Raw genomic sequence first — 18,218 nt, 5'->3', positions numbered from 1 at the left:
TGTCATTAGTAAGGGTTTTGAGCTTATTTACGTTTCGTAACATACTTGAGTTTTTTCGCACCAACGTACTTATCTGGAAAATTCCACTTCTATTTCTCTTTTCCTTTTAAGAGAGAGACTTGGAATTTTTCCTCGTTTTCCTCAATCCTATGCTGTTTCTGCATGGAAACTAGAGAAAAATATGCTTCTTCAATTTCAGACTTCAATCCTAATCTTTTAAGTACAAGTATTTGCTGAAGCCGAGTTCACATTGATTAAATCGCCAGTGAAGATGACTGTGTATTGATAAGGTGATGAACCAGAACAAATCATGGAATTTGTATTAGCACGGCGGGGAGTCCACCACGATTTTGCTTGCACAGTCAAATTAGTACCATCCCATGATAAGTTGTTGACAACCAAAGAGTTAGTTTGTCCATTATCTGCCTTTTTGGCAGATAAAAATGTGGCATAGCCAACCTGACCATCGGCTGGATTGATTCGGGCTATAACTGCGACTCTCGGCCCGCCTCCGCTACCGTAGCTAGACAACCAACGTCCAGTTGCAAAGCGGCGAAAATCATTACCAGTCTGACTACCAGTGGAGGAGTAAACGCCATATAAAACATTCGCCCCATCCCAATACAATCCGTAACCTGTACCATCATCATTTGTTGTTTCGTAGTCCGTTTTACACCATGTTTTAATACCATTATCAAAACGGATAGTTACAGGATTTTTGTTGTTAGATGAAACCTGCTGATAACCAATGTAAATGGAGGTATTTCCATTACTTACTTTGGGCCCATTTTTAGCTCTGACTGTCGCTTCACTATCATTGCAACTGAATGTAACACCATTACCGATAGATGAATTTATAGTTTGAGCAAAAGCCGGAGGAGCTTTTTGTGTGATGACCAAATCAGCTACTAATGCTATGGATAAAGATAAACCTACAAAATATTTTTGCAATTTGCGAGAATTCATCATGGTATAAACCTAGCCAAAAATCAAAAAGGAAACACCATAACACTATAATGTCTAACCAGTATTTATACAAATAAATTTTGTTAAACTTGCATTTTTGTGTATTTTGTCAAATAATCTAAATAAGACTATTTGACAAAATACACAATGTAATATATGTGAAAATATATGAGGTTAGGTATGTATATCTGTTCCTGATTGAAGAGCGTCAGTGAATACCCTAAATTCCGATGGACTATACCCCACCGTAGGCGATCGCAGCCGTCACAAAAATTATTTGAATGAACAAGTAAGCTTTGATTTACAACTGAGTGCAGCTGGGGCGCGGGGTATTGACCAAACCCAACCAGAATCTATTTTATCTCATCAACTAGCGATGCCTGGGGCGGGCTACGTCTGAGCAGGTCAGCCCCTTCGGGGAAGTCACGCATTCACGAATTCACGCATTCAAAAATTTACCAAGCCCATAAATAAATTTCGGGGCTTGTACCTTTTTATTTGTGGTCAAATTTACGGATTGTTGATAAATCAATACACTTGGGTTAAGCATTTCCTCCTTCTCTCTTCTCTCTTCTCTCTGTGTTCTCTGCGCCTCTGTGGTTGCTAAAAAAAAGAGTTTCAGCCCTTTTGTCAACCGTATTGGTTGATAAATAAGCTAATCGTCATTCATTTTTCCAGACTGATTCGCTTGTAGTAAGCGGCTCTATCCCTGGTATTATGCAACTTAAAGCCTAAGTCCTAATTAGGTAGCCTTACTTGTGGGTGTAGCCATTTCTGGTGGTTTTAAACTCTTCTTTGGCTTTTTTATAGATAATTACAGTGGAGAATTATCTTGCAAATCCACTTAGGTATAAAAAGCCATGAGAGAAAAACCTAAACAACAAATGCGTATATGGGCGATGTTGTGTCATCTTTCAGCTTTATTAGGGTGGATATTATTGTTCTTTTTGGTATTTCTTGGCATTCCTTTATATTTACCTTTAAATCTTTTAGCTCCACTAATGATTTGGAGATTTAAAAAAGCTCAATATCCCTGGATTGATTTGCAAGGAAAGGAATCCTTAAATTTTCAAATTTCCTTAACATTATATACCTTGTTTGTCATAGCAATATCTTTAATTATATTATTAACTAGCTTTAGTCTGGCAGTTACTACTAATGGTTCAATTAATGAAATAAAAACCACTTTAGACAGTTTATTAATTGTACTTATGTCCTTAATTTTATTCCAACTGGTACTACAATCGTTTGTAGTCACTTTTGCTGCTATCAAAGCTTATAATGGTCAGCATTATCGTTATCCTTTGACCATTAGAATTTTACAATAAAAATAATTGTATGACTTACGCACACTCTACGAATTATCGGGAACACAACCCTGATTTGGTCGCATATTGACTGTGTTGGGTGTTCAATATGGCTCAAAAGCCCAAGCTTGGTATAGTACATATGTATGATGCGTAAGTCCTAGCAACTTAAATCAGGAGCTACAAATTCAATTCTGAATTCTGGCGACTCGTGTCTTTATTCTTTGTTGTTAAGCCTTTTTTGGGTAACACTTATTTTAACAACGACTAAAATTTTACACATCTATCGCTCCCTTGATGGGATATTAGCATGATACAATCTTAAAGCTTTTATTCTTATCTGAAAATTTTTTTAGATTTTTATAGTTGCCTAATAAAGCTGAAATTAAATTCTATATAAGAAGAATAATCAGAGCAAAATAGAACAAAATTTATGTAAAAAATAAAGGTTCAAAACCTCGCCCCTCGTGGGTGGCTTATTTCCCTGTTCTCTGTTAAGAGTTCCCTTTCATTTATAGATATACCAAGATCATAATTATTATGAAAGTAGCATACATAATTTTGGCACATAATTATCCTGAGCAATTACTACGTCTTGTTGATCAATTAAACACAGATAAAACCTCATTTTTTATACATATAGATAAAAGTTCAGATAGGAAAATATTTAAGCAGATATCTGCTGAACTGATGGATTTTCCAAATGTATTTTTTCTCAAAAGATATAATTCAAAATGGGGAAGTTTTGGGATTGTAAAAGCTACTTTAAAAGTCATAAATTCCATAGTAGAAACAGGAATTTGCTTTGATTATATTATACTTTTATCAGGACAAGACTACTTGATAAAATCAAATACATATATTAAGATGTTTCTCCAAGAAAATCAAGGGAAAGAATTTATAGAATATTTCTCACTACCCGATAAAAGATGGGGCGAACACGGCGGTTTAAAGAGAATAGACTCTTGGCACTTTTCTTGGAGGAATAAATATTTTGATATTCCCGAAAAACAGAAATTTCAATCTTATATTGCATCTTTATTATATTCACTTGTTATTTTGCTATTACCTAAAAAACGTAAACTTATTGAAGGCTATGCTATTTATGGAGGTTCTCAATTTTGGTGTTTAACAGGAGAATGTATAAAATGGATAAATATTTTTGTCCAGCAAAACCCCAAGTTTGTAAAGCGTTTTCATTACACTTTCTGTCCAGATGAGATATTTTTTCAGACAATTATTTTAAATTCACATTTTAAAGATAAGGTAGTCAACAATAACTTGAAATATATAGATTGGGGTAATGTTAATAGCTGTCATCCAATGATTTTAGATAAAAATGATGTTGAAAAAATTAGGCAATCAGAAAAGTTATTTGCCAGGAAGTTTGATCCAACGAAAGATTCGGATATATTAGATATGATTGACCAAATGATATTGAGTGAATAGTAACTTGGATAATTATGGGAGCAGATGATGATATGATTGGGATTGCGATCGCAGGCACTGGATTTGGTCAAAAAGTCCACATCCCTGGATTTAAAGCACATCCTCGCACGGAGGTAGTTGCTGTTTATCATCGAGATATAAATAAAGCTAAAGCCATAGCACAATCCCATAATATCCCCCATGCTTCTAACTCACTTACGGATATTGTGGAATTACCAGAAGTGCAAGCAGTCAGCATCTCGACACCGCCATTTTTGCACTATGAAATGGCAAAAACTGTATTGCAAGCTAGGAAACATTTATTATTGGAAAAACCGACAACTTTAAATGCAGTTGAGGCGAAAGAACTTTATCAGTTAGCTAAAGCAAAAAGCGTTATTGCGACTGTAGATTTTGAATTTCGCTTTGTGCCAGGATGGCAGTTGTTTGCTGAATTATTGTCAGAAAATTATGTGGGTGAGTTGCGCCTAATTAAAATTGATTGGTTAGGTTCTTCTCGTGCTGATACTTCACGCCCTTGGAATTGGTATTCTGACAAGGATAAAGGAGGCGGTGCATTAGGATCTTTGGGTTCCCACGCCTTCGATTATATTCACTGGTTATTTGGGCCAGTTCGGAGATTAAACGCCCATTTGACTACTGCTATTCCCACACGCATTGACCCTGTTAGTGGGGAATCTAAGCCAGTGAATACAGATGACAACTGTATATTAACGCTGGAATTAGCAGATGGTACACCTTGTCAACTTTCTATTAGTGCAGTTGTTCATGCACCAAGAACCCATTGGGTAGAAGTATATGGCGATCGCGGTACATTAATTGTGGGCAGTGAAAATCAAAAAGATTATATACATGGTTTTCGTGTTTGGGGTTCCCAGCCAGGTAAACCTTTAACGGAAATAGAAATACCGAATCGGTTAATTTTTCCCAAAAATCATGCTGATGGGCGCATTTCGGCATTCATCCGCATAGTAGACCAATGGGTGCAAGGAATTGAACACAATCAGGAAATTACACCATCGCTGCGGGAAGGGATTTATTCTCAGTTGTTGATGGATTTATCCCATGAATCTCATACAAAAGCAAGTTGGGTGGATGTACCTAGCTTGGAAGGATTTCTGAGTAATTAGAGAGAAAATAAGCTTCCAGGCTTCCCGATACAATAAAGAGAGATTGATTAGAGGTAGAAGATGACTAGCAAAGAATTATTAATCCAAGAAATAGAAACTTTACCACCAGAATTGCTAACAGAAGCACTTAATTTCATTCAAAAAATCAAAATCGGTCATACAGCAAAACAGTCAAGTACAAAGAACTTACGTGGTTCTACAGATGAAGATTTACGTAGCCCAGACAAATGATTCCAGAATTTGACGAAAGTGGTATTTTACCATCAGGGGTGCATTGGGCAGAATGGTCAGAATTTCAAGAAATATTTGGTACAAATTTGGCTAGACAGCGCATGATAGACGGTCTGGACAGGGCAATGACGCAACTAAAAGCAGCTGGCTGTAGGACTATTTATATTGATGGTAGTTTCGTCACCAGTAAACAAAAACCTGGAGACTTCGATGCCTGTTGGGAAGACAACGGAGTTGATATAAAGTACCTAGAATCTATTGCTCCTACTTTATTTAATTTTGCCCTGCGGCGTGCCGAACAAAAAATTAAGTACAAGGGTGAAATCTTTCCGTCAAATTATCCAGCTAATGATTCCGGTACAGCCTACATAGATTTTTTTCAATTTGATACTAGAACGAATACACGCAAAGGAATTATTGCTATAGATTTACAAAGGTGGAAACCATGATGATCAAGAACGAGCAACAGTATCAAAATTCCTTAGATTGGTTGCAACGCTTTGAACAGTCTATAGCGTCATTGGATAGCAATGAACAGTTGAAAGCAGAACCAGAGCGATGGAAGCTTCACCGAGACTCATATCAAAGTCAAGTTGACGAGCTAAAGTCAGAAATCACAGAATACGAAAGACTTATTAATTGCGACACCAGCAAACCTTTAAAAATTAAAATTGATTCTTTAAATAAGCTGCCAAATGCTTTAATTAAAGCTCGGATAGCAGCCAAAGTTAGTCAGCAACAACTTGCTGATATATTAGAAATTGATGAACAAAGAGTGAAAGAGTATGAGGATACAGATTATCAATGTGCCAGTTTTGTAGAAATTCTCGAAGTCAGCACCGCTTTGGGTGTTGAATTTGAAATTGCAACTGTGCAAGTAGATTTTGGAGAAATAGAAGCAGTTAAAAAAAGTGTGGACAAATGGCGCAAAGAAAAACTGAATATTAAAACTAGGGCCTCATAAGTATCGCTGTCAGAATTTAATAGCCGAAAAGAAAGATTTCAATACTGCGTAGGTTTTGAGTCGATCCCCCCAACCCCCCTTTTTAAGGGCAGGGTGGTTTCATACGAAGAAAGAAAAATACATAAGTCTTGATTTCTCGTTTTGTAGCATGGCTTTTTACCCCAATACGCTTGGGTTAGCGTCAAAAACCTTGTATTGCGTAGGTTGGGGAGCCACTGCGTTGGGGGGGTTCCCCGACTTGAAGCACGTGGCGTTTGAGGAACGAAACCCAACCGAAGAGCGGGGTTTGTTGGGTAACACTAAAGTTCAACCCAACCTACAATTATCCACAAAGCCAAGCGTATTGCTTTTTACCCCACTTCCATTCCTCTCCCCGTTTCGGGGAGAGGCTTTGAAACCCAGTTGTTGTTTTTCTCTGCTCGTATGAAACCACCCTGTCAACCCCCCTTTTTTAGGGGGGCTAAAAACGCCTTATTTTCCCCTTTTTTAAGGGGAGCCACTCTTGTTGCACGTGGCGTGGATTAAGGGGGATCTCCAATTGACGTTGCACCAAAACCTACGCAATATTGAGAAAGATTTTCTTCTTGGGGCAATTCATGAATTGCCCCAACCACGCCCTTTTAACTGTACACCCCTAATCTATCCCAACTGATTTGAAATCATGCTGACATCAACGGCTAACTTTTTGCCCAACTTGAGCAACTGAAGACACTGATTATCTCCTTCTTTGCCAAGGGTAGTGACACACACCGGCACTATTTGACTTTGCAGACAACTAAAATATAGTTCTTGCGATCGCTGTAGGGAAATGTCAATATTTAGTTGATCCCCGACATCAATCAACCGCTCCAATAGTTGGATATCTGCATTAAAACTACCATTGGCATCGTGCAATAATTGCCAGAGCGATCGCGCAATTAACTGTTCTAACATCTGCTTACCGTCGGGAATATTCAGCCGACAACGCAGATGTTTTGCTTCAGTAGCGATCGCCTCCAATTCTAATATGTGACTCCAACTCTTTTGGGAATCAGCGATATCTTGCTCAAGCGATCGTAATGTCGTCAGACAGCGATGCCCCAACGCAATATCGGCTGCTACCTGCAATTCTTGCGGTACTGCGATTTCGTCTCGATGAAACGCCATCAGCACCCCATAATTATCACGGTAGGCTTGGGTATACAACTGTCCTAAACGTGTCAGTGTTTCTTCACTAAGTAGCCGCATAATCCGGTGGCGTTCTTCAGCAAATAGATTCTGTAAACTGAAAGCTTCTTCTCCAAATAGCTGTGTCATAGCCAAAATAGTATGAGCTGCACTAGCTTGTTGCAGTGCCCCAAACAGCTTTTCTTTTAATTGGCTGTAGTCACGCCGCCCAGTAAATGGTTGAATGCCACAGTGGAAGTCCCAACCACCCAAATGCAGAACCGCAAATACCAAATGCTCACTTTCCCAAGTAATCTCTGATACCAGCTTTAAATTTCCCACAGCCAGAGTTAGCGATCCCATCCGTTGGAGTTGGTAATCTAGCTCATTGGCTGCGTAGCAATAAACTTTTTTGTGATAACGCTGAGACTGTTTGTCAGCAGCATCTTTTTTCGGTAGGGAATTGTGCGTCTCTGCTGGTTTTTGATTGGTAAATAGCGAAGTAATGGCGTAATGGGCTGCTACTTGCTTAAAGCCAAGCTGGGCAGTTAACACGAGTTGCCGATAAATTTCGCCACCGTGTTTGAACTGCTCCACATTACTGGGGGCTAAAGCAAGACGTTTGACAAAGCCTTTTTCCAATTGCACACCTGCCACTTCCCCTGCCAATTCCAAAGCACGGGAGGCGTAGCGGAGAATTTGCGTCCCCTCTGGACGGGAAATTTCTTCAAAAAACCAACCGCAACTAGTGAACATCAACAAAGCGTGACGCTGCATTTCCAACAGACGCAGAGCATCTACTTGTTCTGCGGCTGTTAGTTTGTGGGTTTGATGACGGGCGAGAAAACGGTTAACATTGCCAGCAGAGCGATCGCGCATCACTTGGATATATTCATCCCGTGCTAGCCAGGGATCACGAAATAACTGCCTACCATGTTCTTCATAGACCTCAGTTAGCTGATCCCGCAGCCAATTTAGGGCATCTCGCAAGGGACGACGCCATTTCTGATGCCAAACACCACCTTCTCCACCACAACCACAGTCATCCTCCCATCTGCCGACACCGTGGGCGCAACTCCAGGCTGTGACTGACTTTAATTCCACTTCCCAACTGGGGGAATTTAAGCTGAGATAGTGGGCGAAGTTCGTCACCGTCCAACCTTGTTGAGGAAACTCTTTGGTAAAAGCGTAAGCTAAAGTTTTCTCAGTTCCCTTTTTGTGGTGTCCAAAGGTTTCCCCATCCGTCGCCACAGAAATTAACTGTGCCAGACGATGATCCCCACGCACCGCCGAACCGATACGTCCCGCAAAGCGGCTGGAATTATAAACGACATCACTAAAACCCATGTCCCGCGATATCGGCCCATCGTAGAAGAAGATATCAATGTAGGGTTTGTCATTTGTCATTTGTCCTTGGTCATTTGTTTTGTTTGACTCTTGACTATCTTTCAAATAACAACGGTAGGGACGGGTAGAATCAATCTGACTACCACCGACTTCGATCCATTCAGGATGGGGATGATCTGGAGTCGGGAGGGGACGGCAACGCAGAGCTTGAGATGGTGCAAGGACAATGAAACGAATACCTTCAGCAACAAGAGCTTCTAGGGTGGCATAGTCTACAGCAGTTTCCGCTAACCACATCCCTTCGGGATCGCGTCCAAAGCGGGAGCGGAAGTCTTCTTTACCCCAGCGAATTTGAGTATATTTGTCCCGTTCATTGGCCAGAGGCATGATGATGTGATTGTATACTTGCGCGATCGCATTGCCGTGACCATGTAAGCGATCGCTACTATTGGCATCCGCCTCTAAAATGCGCTGATAAACCTCCACATCGTAGCGTTCTAGCCACGACATCAGCGTTGCCCCAATATTAAAACTAAAATACTCATAATTGTTGACGATCCCCACCACTTCGCCTTGCTCATTTAACACTCTGGCAAAGGCATTCGGGCGATAGCATTCCCAATGAATCCGCTCATTCCAGTCATGGAAAGGTGCAGCACTCGGTTGGCGTTCAATTGCGTCCAGATAAGGGTTTTCCCTTGGTGGCTGGTAAAAATGACCATGCACCGTCACATAAACACCATTAGCCTGTGTCAGGGGATCGGTTTCTTTGGTGTTATTGGGATCTGAATGTAATGTTAACGTTGAGCCAGAGCTAGCTGGCATTTGGGCAGCAGAAGTCATGTATTATTTATCCAAAACAAAAAACTTGCAGTTGCACGAAAACATTGTGCATAAACCTTTCTCCAATGGTTTGAACACAAAGTCCGGTATAAACAACAACTATATAATCCGACCAAATTTTTGACAAAGCGGTCTTATTGTAGTAGGAAATCTGCGTTATCGCACAGCCCTTTCCCTGAAGGCTCAAAGTAATTAGCCATTGAACAAGGCCTCAGTTAGGGGTTTTTCTCTTCTTCAGGGTCAATCAAAATTTTAATTGTCTTTTAAGATATTAAACCCCATTTATGGTGTACAATTTCAACTCAAATTCATACTATTGCAACAAAAGATTACAAAAACTCCTTAAATCGCAATCTTATTTTACATAACATCCGCAGCCGTGAAGTGAAAACAGTACAATTTCTGAATTGCCCTACAGACGCTTGAGAGTATCATGTCGGAGTGCTGAGTCAAAAGTTAAGAGTGAGGAGTTAGAAGTGAAGAGTGATTAGAAGTTCTAAGTAGGTCGGCGCAATTAAAGCTAACTGGCTAAGGCTGTCATTTGTCATTTGTCCTTCGTCATTTACAAAGGTTTTAAGCCTATTTACGTTTCGTAACATATTTAGGTTTTTTCACGCCAACTGCCAACTGCCAACTGCCAACTCCCAACTGCCAACTGCCAACTGCCAACTCCCAACTGCCAACTCCCAACTGCCAACTCCCAACTGCCAACTCCCAACTCCCAACTCCTAACTCCTAACTCCTAACTCCTAACTCCTAACTCCTAACTCCTAACTCCGCACCCTACCCTCAACTCAAGACAACAAATGTCAACTAAAAACATTATTCTTCTGGTTTTATTGCTGTTTATCCCGATTTCTCTAACAGCCCACTTTCTGGAGTGGGGAGAATTGATAGTTTTCATTACAGCTGGATTAGCAATTTTGCCCTTAGCAGCTTGGATGGGTACAGCAACAGAAGAAATTGCTGTGGTAGTCGGGCCATCATTGGGGGGCTTGTTAAACGCTACCTTTGGCAATGCTACAGAACTAATCATCGCCCTAGTCGCCCTTAATGCTGGGTTAGTAAATGTAGTCAAAGCCAGTATCACGGGATCGATTATTAGCAACTTACTACTAGTGATGGGTTTTTCCATGCTTTTGGGAGGACTGCGCTACAAAGAACAGACATTTCAGCCAATTGTGGCGCGGGTGAATGCTGCTTCGATGAATTTGGCGGTGATTGCCATTTTGATGCCTACGGCGATGAATTACACTTCTCAAGGAATTAACGAACAAACACTGCAAAATCTTTCTATTGCTGTTGCCGTAGTATTAATCTTGGTTTATGCCCTAACGCTGCTATTTTCGATGAAAACCCACTCCTATTTATATGATGTGGGTGTAGCGGAGATAGAAGGAAAGGAAAGCCGTCATGCTAAACCAAATATGACATTGTGGGTTGGCGTGTTGCTAGTATGTACCTTACTAGTGGCAATTGAGTCAGAAATGCTAGTAGATTCTCTAGAGGTGGCCACATCTCAGTTAGGTTTAACGGCGCTGTTTACAGGGGTGATTTTGGTTCCTATTGTCGGTAACGCGGCTGAACACGCCACAGCAGTCACCGTGGCGATGAAAGATAAGATGGATCTCTCCCTTTCGGTAGCTGTGGGATCAAGTATGCAGATTGCCCTATTTGTCGCGCCCGTGTTGGTAATAGCAGGGCGGGTATTGGGTCAACCAATGGATTTGGATTTCAAACCCTTTGAATTAGTAGCTGTGGTTGTGTCAGTGTTGATTGCAAACAGTATTAGTTCCGATGGTAAGTCTAATTGGCTGGAAGGCACTTTATTATTAGCTGCCTATATAGTGTTGGGATTCGCCTTCTACTTCCATCCAGTTATGGAAGGTATGGGGTAGTACCGCAAGGCGGAAGTCACGCATTCACCAATTCAAAAGTTTTGTATATCAAGGCTTTTGCAAGTTTTAAGCTGGTAGCTTGATTTTTGCCGCGCTGTACTAGTTAGAAGCGGTAGCGAGTTTTCTCCCAAAGGGAGACGCTTTAGCGTCATAGCCCGTCGTAGACATGGCTTTTGCGAGTTTAACCCATTGGTGAGAGTTCTCACCCTCAACGCCAGTAAAATAGAGAGATATAAGAGCGATCGCCTGTATGAGCTACTGCCTTAATCCCCACTGTCCCAAGCCGGAAAATCCTGATGATGTCAAGTTTTGCCGGACTTGCGGTACCAAATTACTCCTCAAAGAACGTTACCGTGCGATCAAACCAATCGGACAAGGTGGTTTTGGCAAAACTTTCCTAGCTGTGGATGAGGATAAACCCTCAAAACCACGCTGTGTAATTAAGCAATTTTATCCCCAAGCCCAAGGCACTAACACTCTTGCAAAAGCTGTAGAGTTATTTAACCAAGAAGCGGTGCAGTTAGATGAATTGGGCAAACATCCCCAAATTCCCGAATTACTGGCATATTTTACCCAAGAAGATCGGCAGTATCTTGTGCAAGAATTTATCGACGGGCAAAACTTAGCCCAGGAATTGGCACAAAAGGGTGCTTTCAATGAAACGCAGATTCGGCAACTATTGAATGATTTATTGTCAGTTTTACAATTTTGTCATGCTAGACAAGTAATTCACCGTGATATTAAGCCAGAAAATATTATTTTACGCGAGAGCGATCAAAAACTAGTGTTAGTAGATTTTGGTGCTGCTAAATCTGCTACTGGCACTGCCTTAAATCAAACTGGGACTAGTATTGGTAGTCCAGAATATGTTGCACCTGAACAAATGAGAGGTAAAGCTATTTTCGCCAGTGATATTTACAGTTTGGGTGCGACTTGTATTAATTTATTAACTGGGCGATCGCCCTTCGATTCTTATGATACCAACAACGATACATGGGTTTGGCAGCAACACTTGCAAACTCCCATCAGTAATCAGTTGAGTCCTATTCTCAACAAAATGCTAGAAAGTATTCCAATTCGGCGTTATCAAACAGTAGACAAAGTTCTCAACGACTTAAATCACCAGTCAGAAGCAGCAGCCACGTCAGCAATAGTGGCAAAACCCATCCCTCAATCACTACCAAAATCTCCACCCCCTTTTGTATCAAAATCTCCTACTCAACTTGATAGGGAATTAGAGGAAATGAAAACCCAATTTTTAGGTAGTAGCAAACCCCAATCAAATAAAATACAACTACCAAATCCAATATCTCAGCCTTCGAGTCAGAATAAAATAGATCAAGAATTAGAAGAATTAAAAGCCAAATATTTTGGTAATAACAATCCTTAAAAAGCTATCTAAAAGCGATCGCAACATCAAAAATATTTTGATATATAAACCCTCTCTTTTGCGTTTATATAGGAATCATATTTGATTTCTGAAAAAATTTAAGTATTTGTAGGGTGTGTTAGACGAAAGTACGGCACCAAAAGCTTGAGATGGTGCGTTACGGCTTACGCCTAACACACCCTACGTATATTTCAATACGGTTCAGTTAAGGATAATTGTAGGTTGGGTTGAACTTTAGTGTTACCCAACAAACCCCGCTCTTCGGTTGGGTTTCGTTCCTCAACCCAACCTACGCAATACAAGGTTTTTGACGCTAACTGAACCGTATTGACGTATATTTCAAAAATCAAATACTAGTCCTATAGGACTCCTGTTTGATTTCTGAACAAGATTTCAGATAAAATCCTGATAAAACAGGCTTTTCAGTCTCGGTATGTTTTCAAAAATCAAATCGGAGTCCTATATATATAAAAATTAATTCTCCAGTATCATAGACCCAATACTGATCGGTTAAGGCTAAACAAATAAAAAGTTGCTGTTTAAAAGCTGACAATTCAGGTCGTGTGGAAAAGCCCATGAAAAACCTAACCCCCTATCCCCCTTCCCGATGCGAGAAGGGGAAAAATTCAAAGTCTCTCTCCTTCTAGGAGAGAGATTTAGAGAGAGGTTTTCCAGATACCGTGAAAAGTCAGGTTTAAAAGGGGAGAGTGAAAAGTTACACTAAAACGTATATTTCATATTCAGGACTTCTACCAATTCTTAATTACGAATTACGAATTACGAATTACGAATTATTACAAGTCCTGTTGTTCAAGAATTCGCAAGTTGTCGGTAGCGTTCCTGAACTTCTTGAATCGAAAACAAAGTTTCAAACTTCAACCCAGCTGACTGGTACAACTCACCTCCCCCTTGCTCTCTGTCCACCAGTGAAATTACTTTATTTACGGTATAACCTGCATCTTTAAGACGTTCAACCGCTTTCAGAGCAGATTGCCCAGTTGTAACCACATCTTCCAAAACTACTACTTTTGCACCCTCTGGTAAACTCGGGCCTTCTATATAAGCTCTCGTCCCATAACCCTTGGCTTCTTTGCGAATAATCAGTGCTGGTATCGGTCGTTTTTCATAAACAGAAACTACACTCACTGCTGTCACAATTGGGTCGGCCCCCATCGTTAAACCACCGACAGCCTGTGTATCTACAGGTAGTAAAGGGAACAGCAACCGTCCAACTGCCAAAGCACCTTGAGGATGCAATGTTACCTGTGTCTTGTTGACATAATAAGAACTACGTAGCCCAGAAGAGAGGAGAAAATCACCTTCTTGATAAGCAAGTTGGCAAAACAAATCTAGTAGCTTGTGGCGCAAGGTGATCAAATCAGCAGTGGTTGCCCAAATATCTGAGTGGGTAAGAGTTTCAGTAGGATACGTCATTACAAAACATTAAGAGTTGTGCTACACCAAAGGTTGAACTCATCAGAGTTCTGAACTTAAGCATAAATTAAGATTCGCCCAAAACAAAAATTGAGGAGTGAGAAACGTGCGTATAAAATTTCAAACCTTTGGCGGTTTATTGATGCTCCTTGCTACTGGTATTGCTTTTCCCTCAGTTGCATCTGCCCAAAGGCAAACCCCCAAAACTGAAACTACGAGTGATGTATTTGAACGAGCTTATTTTCGTCACGATCGCAATTTCTACGAAAATAGCAGCCTCAAACGTCAGCTAGACTCATTTCTCGGATCTGGTTCCGCTTTCGGTGGTTCCTTCCCAGAAAATGAAATTGCCCGCGATGCTCAGTTGCTCAACACTTTATATCATGATGTCCTGACTCAGCAAGTTGGCAACGATCCTTATATTCGCACCCCTGATTTACCAAATCCTTATGACACATCCCTAATGATGTCTCCTCGTTTCAATAGCAATAAACTCAAAGTCGGAACTGAATTCCGGTTTGAAACTTTACCATCTCGGTAATATTAACGTGAATTCGATGAACCTCTCCCTCCCAGCCTCCCTCTGGGAAACGGAAAGGGAGGAGCAACGAAAAATTAAGCTTTTTGCTCCCCTCTCCGCTTCGGAGAGGGGCTGGGGGAGAGGTCAAATAAGACTTGTCAAACTCACGTTAATATTAGGGAGTGGGGAGCAGGGAATAATAATTACTAACCAACACTTCAGCAACCTTTTACAGTCACCAGTTCGGCAGAGCTACCTGTAAAACCTGTCGAACTGCTCAGTACAAGTGCCCATGCCCAATGCCCTGTATTACTACTTTTTGATGATTCAGTGCGCCCTGCTGGAATCGAACCAGCCTGAAGGCGAATTATGAGTTCGCTGCCTCCCCAATCGGCCAAAGGCGCTTGTGTTTTGGGTTTCGGGTTCCTATGAGTTAATTACTTCAACTCTTAGGTCAACCTTATTTACTAATTTTAGAGTCAGGAAAACACCTCTTGCGCTTAGTTTTGCCAATTCAGTAATTATATCACAAATTTTCTACCTATGAATACTCAACAATAGTTTACCAGATTTTTATACTACATAATTTGATCATGAATATAGTGCAAACTAATATTGATTAAGTTCCTTTAAGGATTGAGGTCAAAAGCTTCACGATTCTTAAATAGACCAGCATTCTATTGTGATAGCTTGTCAGCGATGAGAATAAATTCTACTGTACTTCTGACTTTGATTTTGTTAATTCTGATGATGGGAGCAGGTTCTGTGAGCGCGTTTTTGGGGTTTGAACTGGGAAGTTCAGCACTTAAAGGCGTGACTGCACCAGACGGGCGTCCCACAAACAAATTTGCCAGCAATAAGACAAATAACTCTCAACAGGGAGGGCTAGTGCTATTAAAAGAGGAAGAGATTCTCAAAATTGTCAAGGCGCGAATTGAGGGTAAGACCAAGGCTGCTAAATCGGAAAAACTAGAGGAAGATGATGAAGAAACCAATAGTAGCAAGCAGAAGCCAGAGGAAAAACCTCCAGAAGTGGTTGAAGAAAAACTCGAACCAGGTTTTCCGGTTACTGCTCAGAGTGAGGGTGTAACCATGTCTGTGCAATCTGTCCGCTACTCTGGTGGTGATTTGCTACTGAAAGTGAAAATGCAGAACAAAGGTAAGGATTCTGTGCGCTTCTTGTATAGTTTCTTAGATGTTACCGATGATAAAGGACGAACCCTGAGTGCGAGTACAGAGGGTTTACCAACAGAATTGCCTGTAAATGGCCCAGCATTTTCAGGTACTGTGAGCATTCCCACAGCTTTACTTGATGATGTCAAGAAAATATCACTTGCTCTGACTGATTATCCTGCTCAAAAATTGAAGCTAGAGGCATCGGATATTCCTGTGGAAAGGTAGATTGAGCATTGGGGATTTGAGATTTGAGATTTGAGATTGGGACGTGGTACTAAGTACAGATGCAGCATAAAATCGTGGTGAATTCAGGGTTGAAATTTAAACGCATAGGCGCTTCGCCTTCCCGCAGGGTAGGAGCGCAAAGGGAAGCGCAAAGGTTCGCAGAGAATTCGCTACGAATTAATGAAATGTTGTACTAAGTAATTTACCTAAGTGCATTAGTGCGAAAAAACTTAAATATGTTACGAAACATAAATAAGCTTAAAACCCTTACTAATGACAAATGACGAATGACAAATACTTCGACTACGCTCACCAAGCGCGAAGTCGAAGTATCCAAAATCCAAGAATGGGGAGGCGTGAGTTTTACACGAGCTTTGGCGGTGAGTGGTTTTCCTAATTTAATTTGGACAGATGTGGCGCTGCGGTTGTTGTCAGTGTTACTACTGATTGCCATAAATGCCTTTTTTGTGACGGCAGAATTTTCGATGGTGAGCGTGCGGCGATCGCGTATTCACCAGCTAGTTAAGGCTGGAGATGTTCCAGCGATCGCGGTGGAAATGCTACAACGCAGTATTGACCGACTGTTATCTACCACCCAGTTAGGCATTACCCTCTCTAGTTTGGCGTTGGGATGGATTGGAGAAAGTACAATTGTCGTGCTGGTGAACGCATGGTTAAGATCCTGGCCTTTACCTAGTGGGATGACTACCTTCATCGCCCATTCCCTATCAATTCCCATCGCGTTTTTCTTAATTGCTTATTTGCAAATTGTGATCGGAGAACTGTGTCCCAAATCCTTAGCCATGCTCTATTCAGAACAGCTAGCTAGGTTTTTGGGGCCTTCAGTAAAAGCGATCGTGCGTTTTTTTGGCCCCTTCATCTGGATTCTTAACCAATCAACTCGTTTTTTATTGCGGATTTTTGGTATCGAATACACAGGTCAAGGCTGGAGACCGCCTGTAACTCCCGAAGAGTTGCAACTGATTATCTCTACAGAATGGGGGTCTACCGGTTTACAGCGTGCAGAGCGAGAACTGCTGAATAATGTCTTTGAGTTTGGGGATGTCATGGCCCAAGATGTAATGATTCCCCGCACCAGTATTATCGCGCTGCCAAAAGATGCTACCTTCCAGACATTACTCAAGGAAATGGCTTCTACTGGTTATTCTCGCTATCCCGTGATTGGTGAATCTTTGGACGATGTTCGCGGCATTGTTTATTTTAAAGATTTGGCACAACCTTTGGGAGTAGGAAATCTCAGTTTAGAAACACAGATCCAACCTTGGATGCGTCCCGCCCGGTTTGTTCCAGAACACACGTCCTTGAGTGAACTTTTACCGATGATGCAGCAAGAGAAACCAGCTATGGTCATAATAGTGAATGAATTTGGCTCTACTGTGGGACTAGTGACAATCAAAGATGTCATTGCCGAAATCATTGGCGACACCAGTGAACCTGAAAACAGCGACGACTTACTGATTCAGATGTTAGATGAGCAGAAATTTTTGGTGCAGGCACAAATCAACCTCGAAGACCTCAACGAAGTTTTGCATCTCAATTTGCCCCTGACCAGGGAATACCAAACACTAGGGGGCTTTTTGCTGTATCATTTACAGAAAATTCCGGACAAAGGCGAAATCTTTTGTTATCAAAATCTTGAATTCACCGTGGTATCGATTGTTGGCCCACGCCTGCATCAAATTCAACTGCGACGGTTAGAGGGGGAGACTGGGAGATGAGAGAGATGGGGAGATGAGGGGCACAGGAGTAGAGGGTAGAATAACTCTCAACATCAACTTCTGCTGATGCGAAGAAAACCTATTGTCAACAAAAACCAATAATAATGCTAGTCAGATTGAGTATTCCTAGATAGATTTTTTCTAAGAGGATGTTTGAAAAGGGTCGGTTTGAGCCTCAAGTGCAACTCAGGGGTGCGATCTCAAATCCCAAAACTTCGATTCTATCGTAGCAGTTTCTCGGTAACCAGGGTAGTGAAACACACGCTGGAGGAATTTTTAAACATCCTCTAATACCATTTATTTGTGAAGCTGCGCCAAATTTCCTTTGCTTCTTACTTTTCTCTCTTTCTTTCTTTGCGTCCTTTGCGTCCTTTGCGGTTCGTTCAAAAAAATTACTTTTAGCCAAGCCTACTGACACATAATTCATTCCGACTCCAGAATTCTATTTAAATA

General features: G+C 41.1%; 15 protein-coding genes, 1 tRNA gene and 1 pseudogene. 12 read left to right on the top strand and 5 right to left on the bottom strand.

Annotation, left to right across the window (positions count from 1 at the left end; genetic code table 11):
- Positions 1–216: 216 nt before the first annotated feature.
- Positions 217–969: a hypothetical protein gene (locus tag LC605_RS11950; RefSeq protein ID WP_229547752.1), complete on the bottom strand. Its 753-nt coding sequence runs from the start codon at positions 967–969 to the stop codon at positions 217–219.
- Between the two features lie 208 nt (positions 970–1,177).
- Here LC605_RS11950 and LC605_RS11945 point away from each other — a divergent pair, with 208 nt between their 5' ends.
- The 7 genes from LC605_RS11945 to LC605_RS11915 all read left to right on the top strand — a co-directional run bounded on the left by LC605_RS11945 (position 1,178) and on the right by LC605_RS11915 (position 6,047).
- Positions 1,178–1,366, top strand: coding sequence for a hypothetical protein (locus LC605_RS11945; RefSeq protein WP_229547751.1), 189 nt, complete (start codon positions 1,178–1,180; stop codon positions 1,364–1,366).
- A 460-nt stretch (positions 1,367–1,826) separates the two neighbouring features.
- Positions 1,827–2,294 (top strand): DUF4870 domain-containing protein, encoded by a 468-nt coding sequence (locus tag LC605_RS11940; RefSeq protein ID WP_229547750.1) that lies wholly within the window; start codon positions 1,827–1,829, stop codon positions 2,292–2,294.
- A 519-nt stretch (positions 2,295–2,813) separates the two neighbouring features.
- Positions 2,814–3,722 carry a beta-1,6-N-acetylglucosaminyltransferase gene (locus tag LC605_RS11935; RefSeq protein WP_229547749.1) on the top strand — a complete coding sequence of 303 codons (909 nt, stop codon included), beginning with the start codon at positions 2,814–2,816 and terminating at the stop codon, positions 3,720–3,722.
- 32 nt (positions 3,723–3,754) lie between these two features.
- On the top strand, positions 3,755–4,852 hold the full coding sequence (locus LC605_RS11930; RefSeq protein WP_229547774.1) for a Gfo/Idh/MocA family protein: 1,098 nt from the start codon (positions 3,755–3,757) through the stop codon (positions 4,850–4,852).
- A 60-nt stretch (positions 4,853–4,912) separates the two neighbouring features.
- The gene (locus tag LC605_RS11925) at positions 4,913–5,083 is read left to right on the top strand and encodes a DUF2281 domain-containing protein (protein ID WP_229547748.1); all 171 of its coding nucleotides are present in this window, start codon (positions 4,913–4,915) and stop codon (positions 5,081–5,083) included.
- Positions 5,080–5,532 carry a hypothetical protein gene (locus LC605_RS11920; RefSeq protein WP_229547747.1) on the top strand — a complete coding sequence of 151 codons (453 nt, stop codon included), beginning with the start codon at positions 5,080–5,082 and terminating at the stop codon, positions 5,530–5,532. The genes LC605_RS11925 and LC605_RS11920 overlap by 4 nt, the downstream gene beginning before the upstream one ends.
- Positions 5,529–6,047: a DNA-binding protein gene (locus LC605_RS11915; RefSeq protein ID WP_306426857.1), complete on the top strand. Its 519-nt coding sequence runs from the start codon at positions 5,529–5,531 to the stop codon at positions 6,045–6,047. Before LC605_RS11920 ends, LC605_RS11915 begins: the two co-directional genes overlap by 4 nt.
- Before the next feature lie 639 nt (positions 6,048–6,686).
- On the opposite strand, the gene LC605_RS11910 is transcribed toward LC605_RS11915, so the two are convergent.
- Complete coding sequence (locus LC605_RS11910) at positions 6,687–9,383, bottom strand: DUF3536 domain-containing protein (RefSeq protein ID WP_229547746.1); 2,697 nt, start codon at positions 9,381–9,383, stop codon at positions 6,687–6,689.
- Positions 9,384–9,962: 579 nt separating this feature from the next.
- Positions 9,963–10,094 (bottom strand): hypothetical protein, encoded by a 132-nt coding sequence (locus LC605_RS32925; RefSeq protein WP_267868505.1) that lies wholly within the window; start codon positions 10,092–10,094, stop codon positions 9,963–9,965.
- A gap of 92 nt (positions 10,095–10,186) precedes the next feature.
- On the opposite strand from LC605_RS32925, the pseudogene cax reads away from it, so the two are divergent.
- Positions 10,187–11,281, top strand: a pseudogene (gene cax / locus LC605_RS11905) (calcium/proton exchanger); the annotation flags it as partial.
- 250 nt (positions 11,282–11,531) lie between these two features.
- Complete coding sequence (locus LC605_RS11900; protein ID WP_229547744.1) at positions 11,532–12,671, top strand: serine/threonine-protein kinase; 1,140 nt, start codon at positions 11,532–11,534, stop codon at positions 12,669–12,671.
- A gap of 810 nt (positions 12,672–13,481) precedes the next feature.
- On the opposite strand, the gene pyrE is transcribed toward LC605_RS11900, so the two are convergent.
- Positions 13,482–14,105, bottom strand: a complete 624-nt coding sequence (pyrE, locus tag LC605_RS11895) for an orotate phosphoribosyltransferase (protein WP_229547743.1) — start codon at positions 14,103–14,105, stop codon at positions 13,482–13,484.
- 106 nt (positions 14,106–14,211) lie between these two features.
- Between pyrE and LC605_RS11890 the strand changes: the two genes are divergently transcribed.
- The gene (locus LC605_RS11890; RefSeq protein WP_229547742.1) at positions 14,212–14,646 is read left to right on the top strand and encodes a hypothetical protein; all 435 of its coding nucleotides are present in this window, start codon (positions 14,212–14,214) and stop codon (positions 14,644–14,646) included.
- A gap of 310 nt (positions 14,647–14,956) precedes the next feature.
- Here the strand turns inward: LC605_RS11890 and LC605_RS11885 are convergent.
- Positions 14,957–15,029, bottom strand: a tRNA-Ile gene (locus LC605_RS11885).
- Between the two features lie 295 nt (positions 15,030–15,324).
- On the opposite strand from LC605_RS11885, the gene LC605_RS11880 reads away from it, so the two are divergent.
- Together LC605_RS11880 and LC605_RS11875 are read left to right on the top strand one after the other, a co-directional pair.
- Positions 15,325–16,026: a hypothetical protein gene (locus tag LC605_RS11880; protein ID WP_229547741.1), complete on the top strand. Its 702-nt coding sequence runs from the start codon at positions 15,325–15,327 to the stop codon at positions 16,024–16,026.
- A 380-nt stretch (positions 16,027–16,406) separates the two neighbouring features.
- Positions 16,407–17,765, top strand: a complete 1,359-nt coding sequence (locus LC605_RS11875; protein ID WP_229547772.1) for a hemolysin family protein — start codon at positions 16,407–16,409, stop codon at positions 17,763–17,765.
- Positions 17,766–18,218 lie beyond the last annotated feature (453 nt).

Source organism: Nostoc sp. CHAB 5836 (genome assembly GCF_020829445.1).
In the GTDB taxonomy this organism is placed as follows: domain Bacteria; phylum Cyanobacteriota; class Cyanobacteriia; order Cyanobacteriales; family Nostocaceae; genus Nostoc.
The sequence above is the reverse complement of the archived record's forward strand: the minus strand, read 5'-3'. Positions and strand labels throughout refer to the sequence as shown.

Bases quoted from the DNA above. Each gene is read 5' to 3' on its own strand.
- LC605_RS11925 (WP_229547748.1), top strand. From the start codon at position 4,913: ATGACTAGCAAAGAATTATTAATCCAAGAAATAGAAACTTTACCACCA.
- LC605_RS11935 (WP_229547749.1), top strand. From the start codon at position 2,814: ATGAAAGTAGCATACATAATTTTGGCACATAATTATCCTGAGCAATTA.
- LC605_RS11915 (WP_306426857.1), top strand. From the start codon at position 5,529: ATGATGATCAAGAACGAGCAACAGTATCAAAATTCCTTAGATTGGTTG.
- LC605_RS11910 (WP_229547746.1), bottom strand. From the start codon at position 9,383: ATGACTTCTGCTGCCCAAATGCCAGCTAGCTCTGGCTCAACGTTAACA.
- LC605_RS11940 (WP_229547750.1), top strand. From the start codon at position 1,827: ATGAGAGAAAAACCTAAACAACAAATGCGTATATGGGCGATGTTGTGT.
- LC605_RS11930 (WP_229547774.1), top strand. From the start codon at position 3,755: ATGATTGGGATTGCGATCGCAGGCACTGGATTTGGTCAAAAAGTCCAC.
- LC605_RS11880 (WP_229547741.1), top strand. From the start codon at position 15,325: ATGAGAATAAATTCTACTGTACTTCTGACTTTGATTTTGTTAATTCTG.
- pyrE (WP_229547743.1), bottom strand. From the start codon at position 14,105: ATGACGTATCCTACTGAAACTCTTACCCACTCAGATATTTGGGCAACC.
- LC605_RS11950 (WP_229547752.1), bottom strand. From the start codon at position 969: ATGATGAATTCTCGCAAATTGCAAAAATATTTTGTAGGTTTATCTTTA.
- LC605_RS11900 (WP_229547744.1), top strand. From the start codon at position 11,532: ATGAGCTACTGCCTTAATCCCCACTGTCCCAAGCCGGAAAATCCTGAT.
- LC605_RS11920 (WP_229547747.1), top strand. From the start codon at position 5,080: ATGATTCCAGAATTTGACGAAAGTGGTATTTTACCATCAGGGGTGCAT.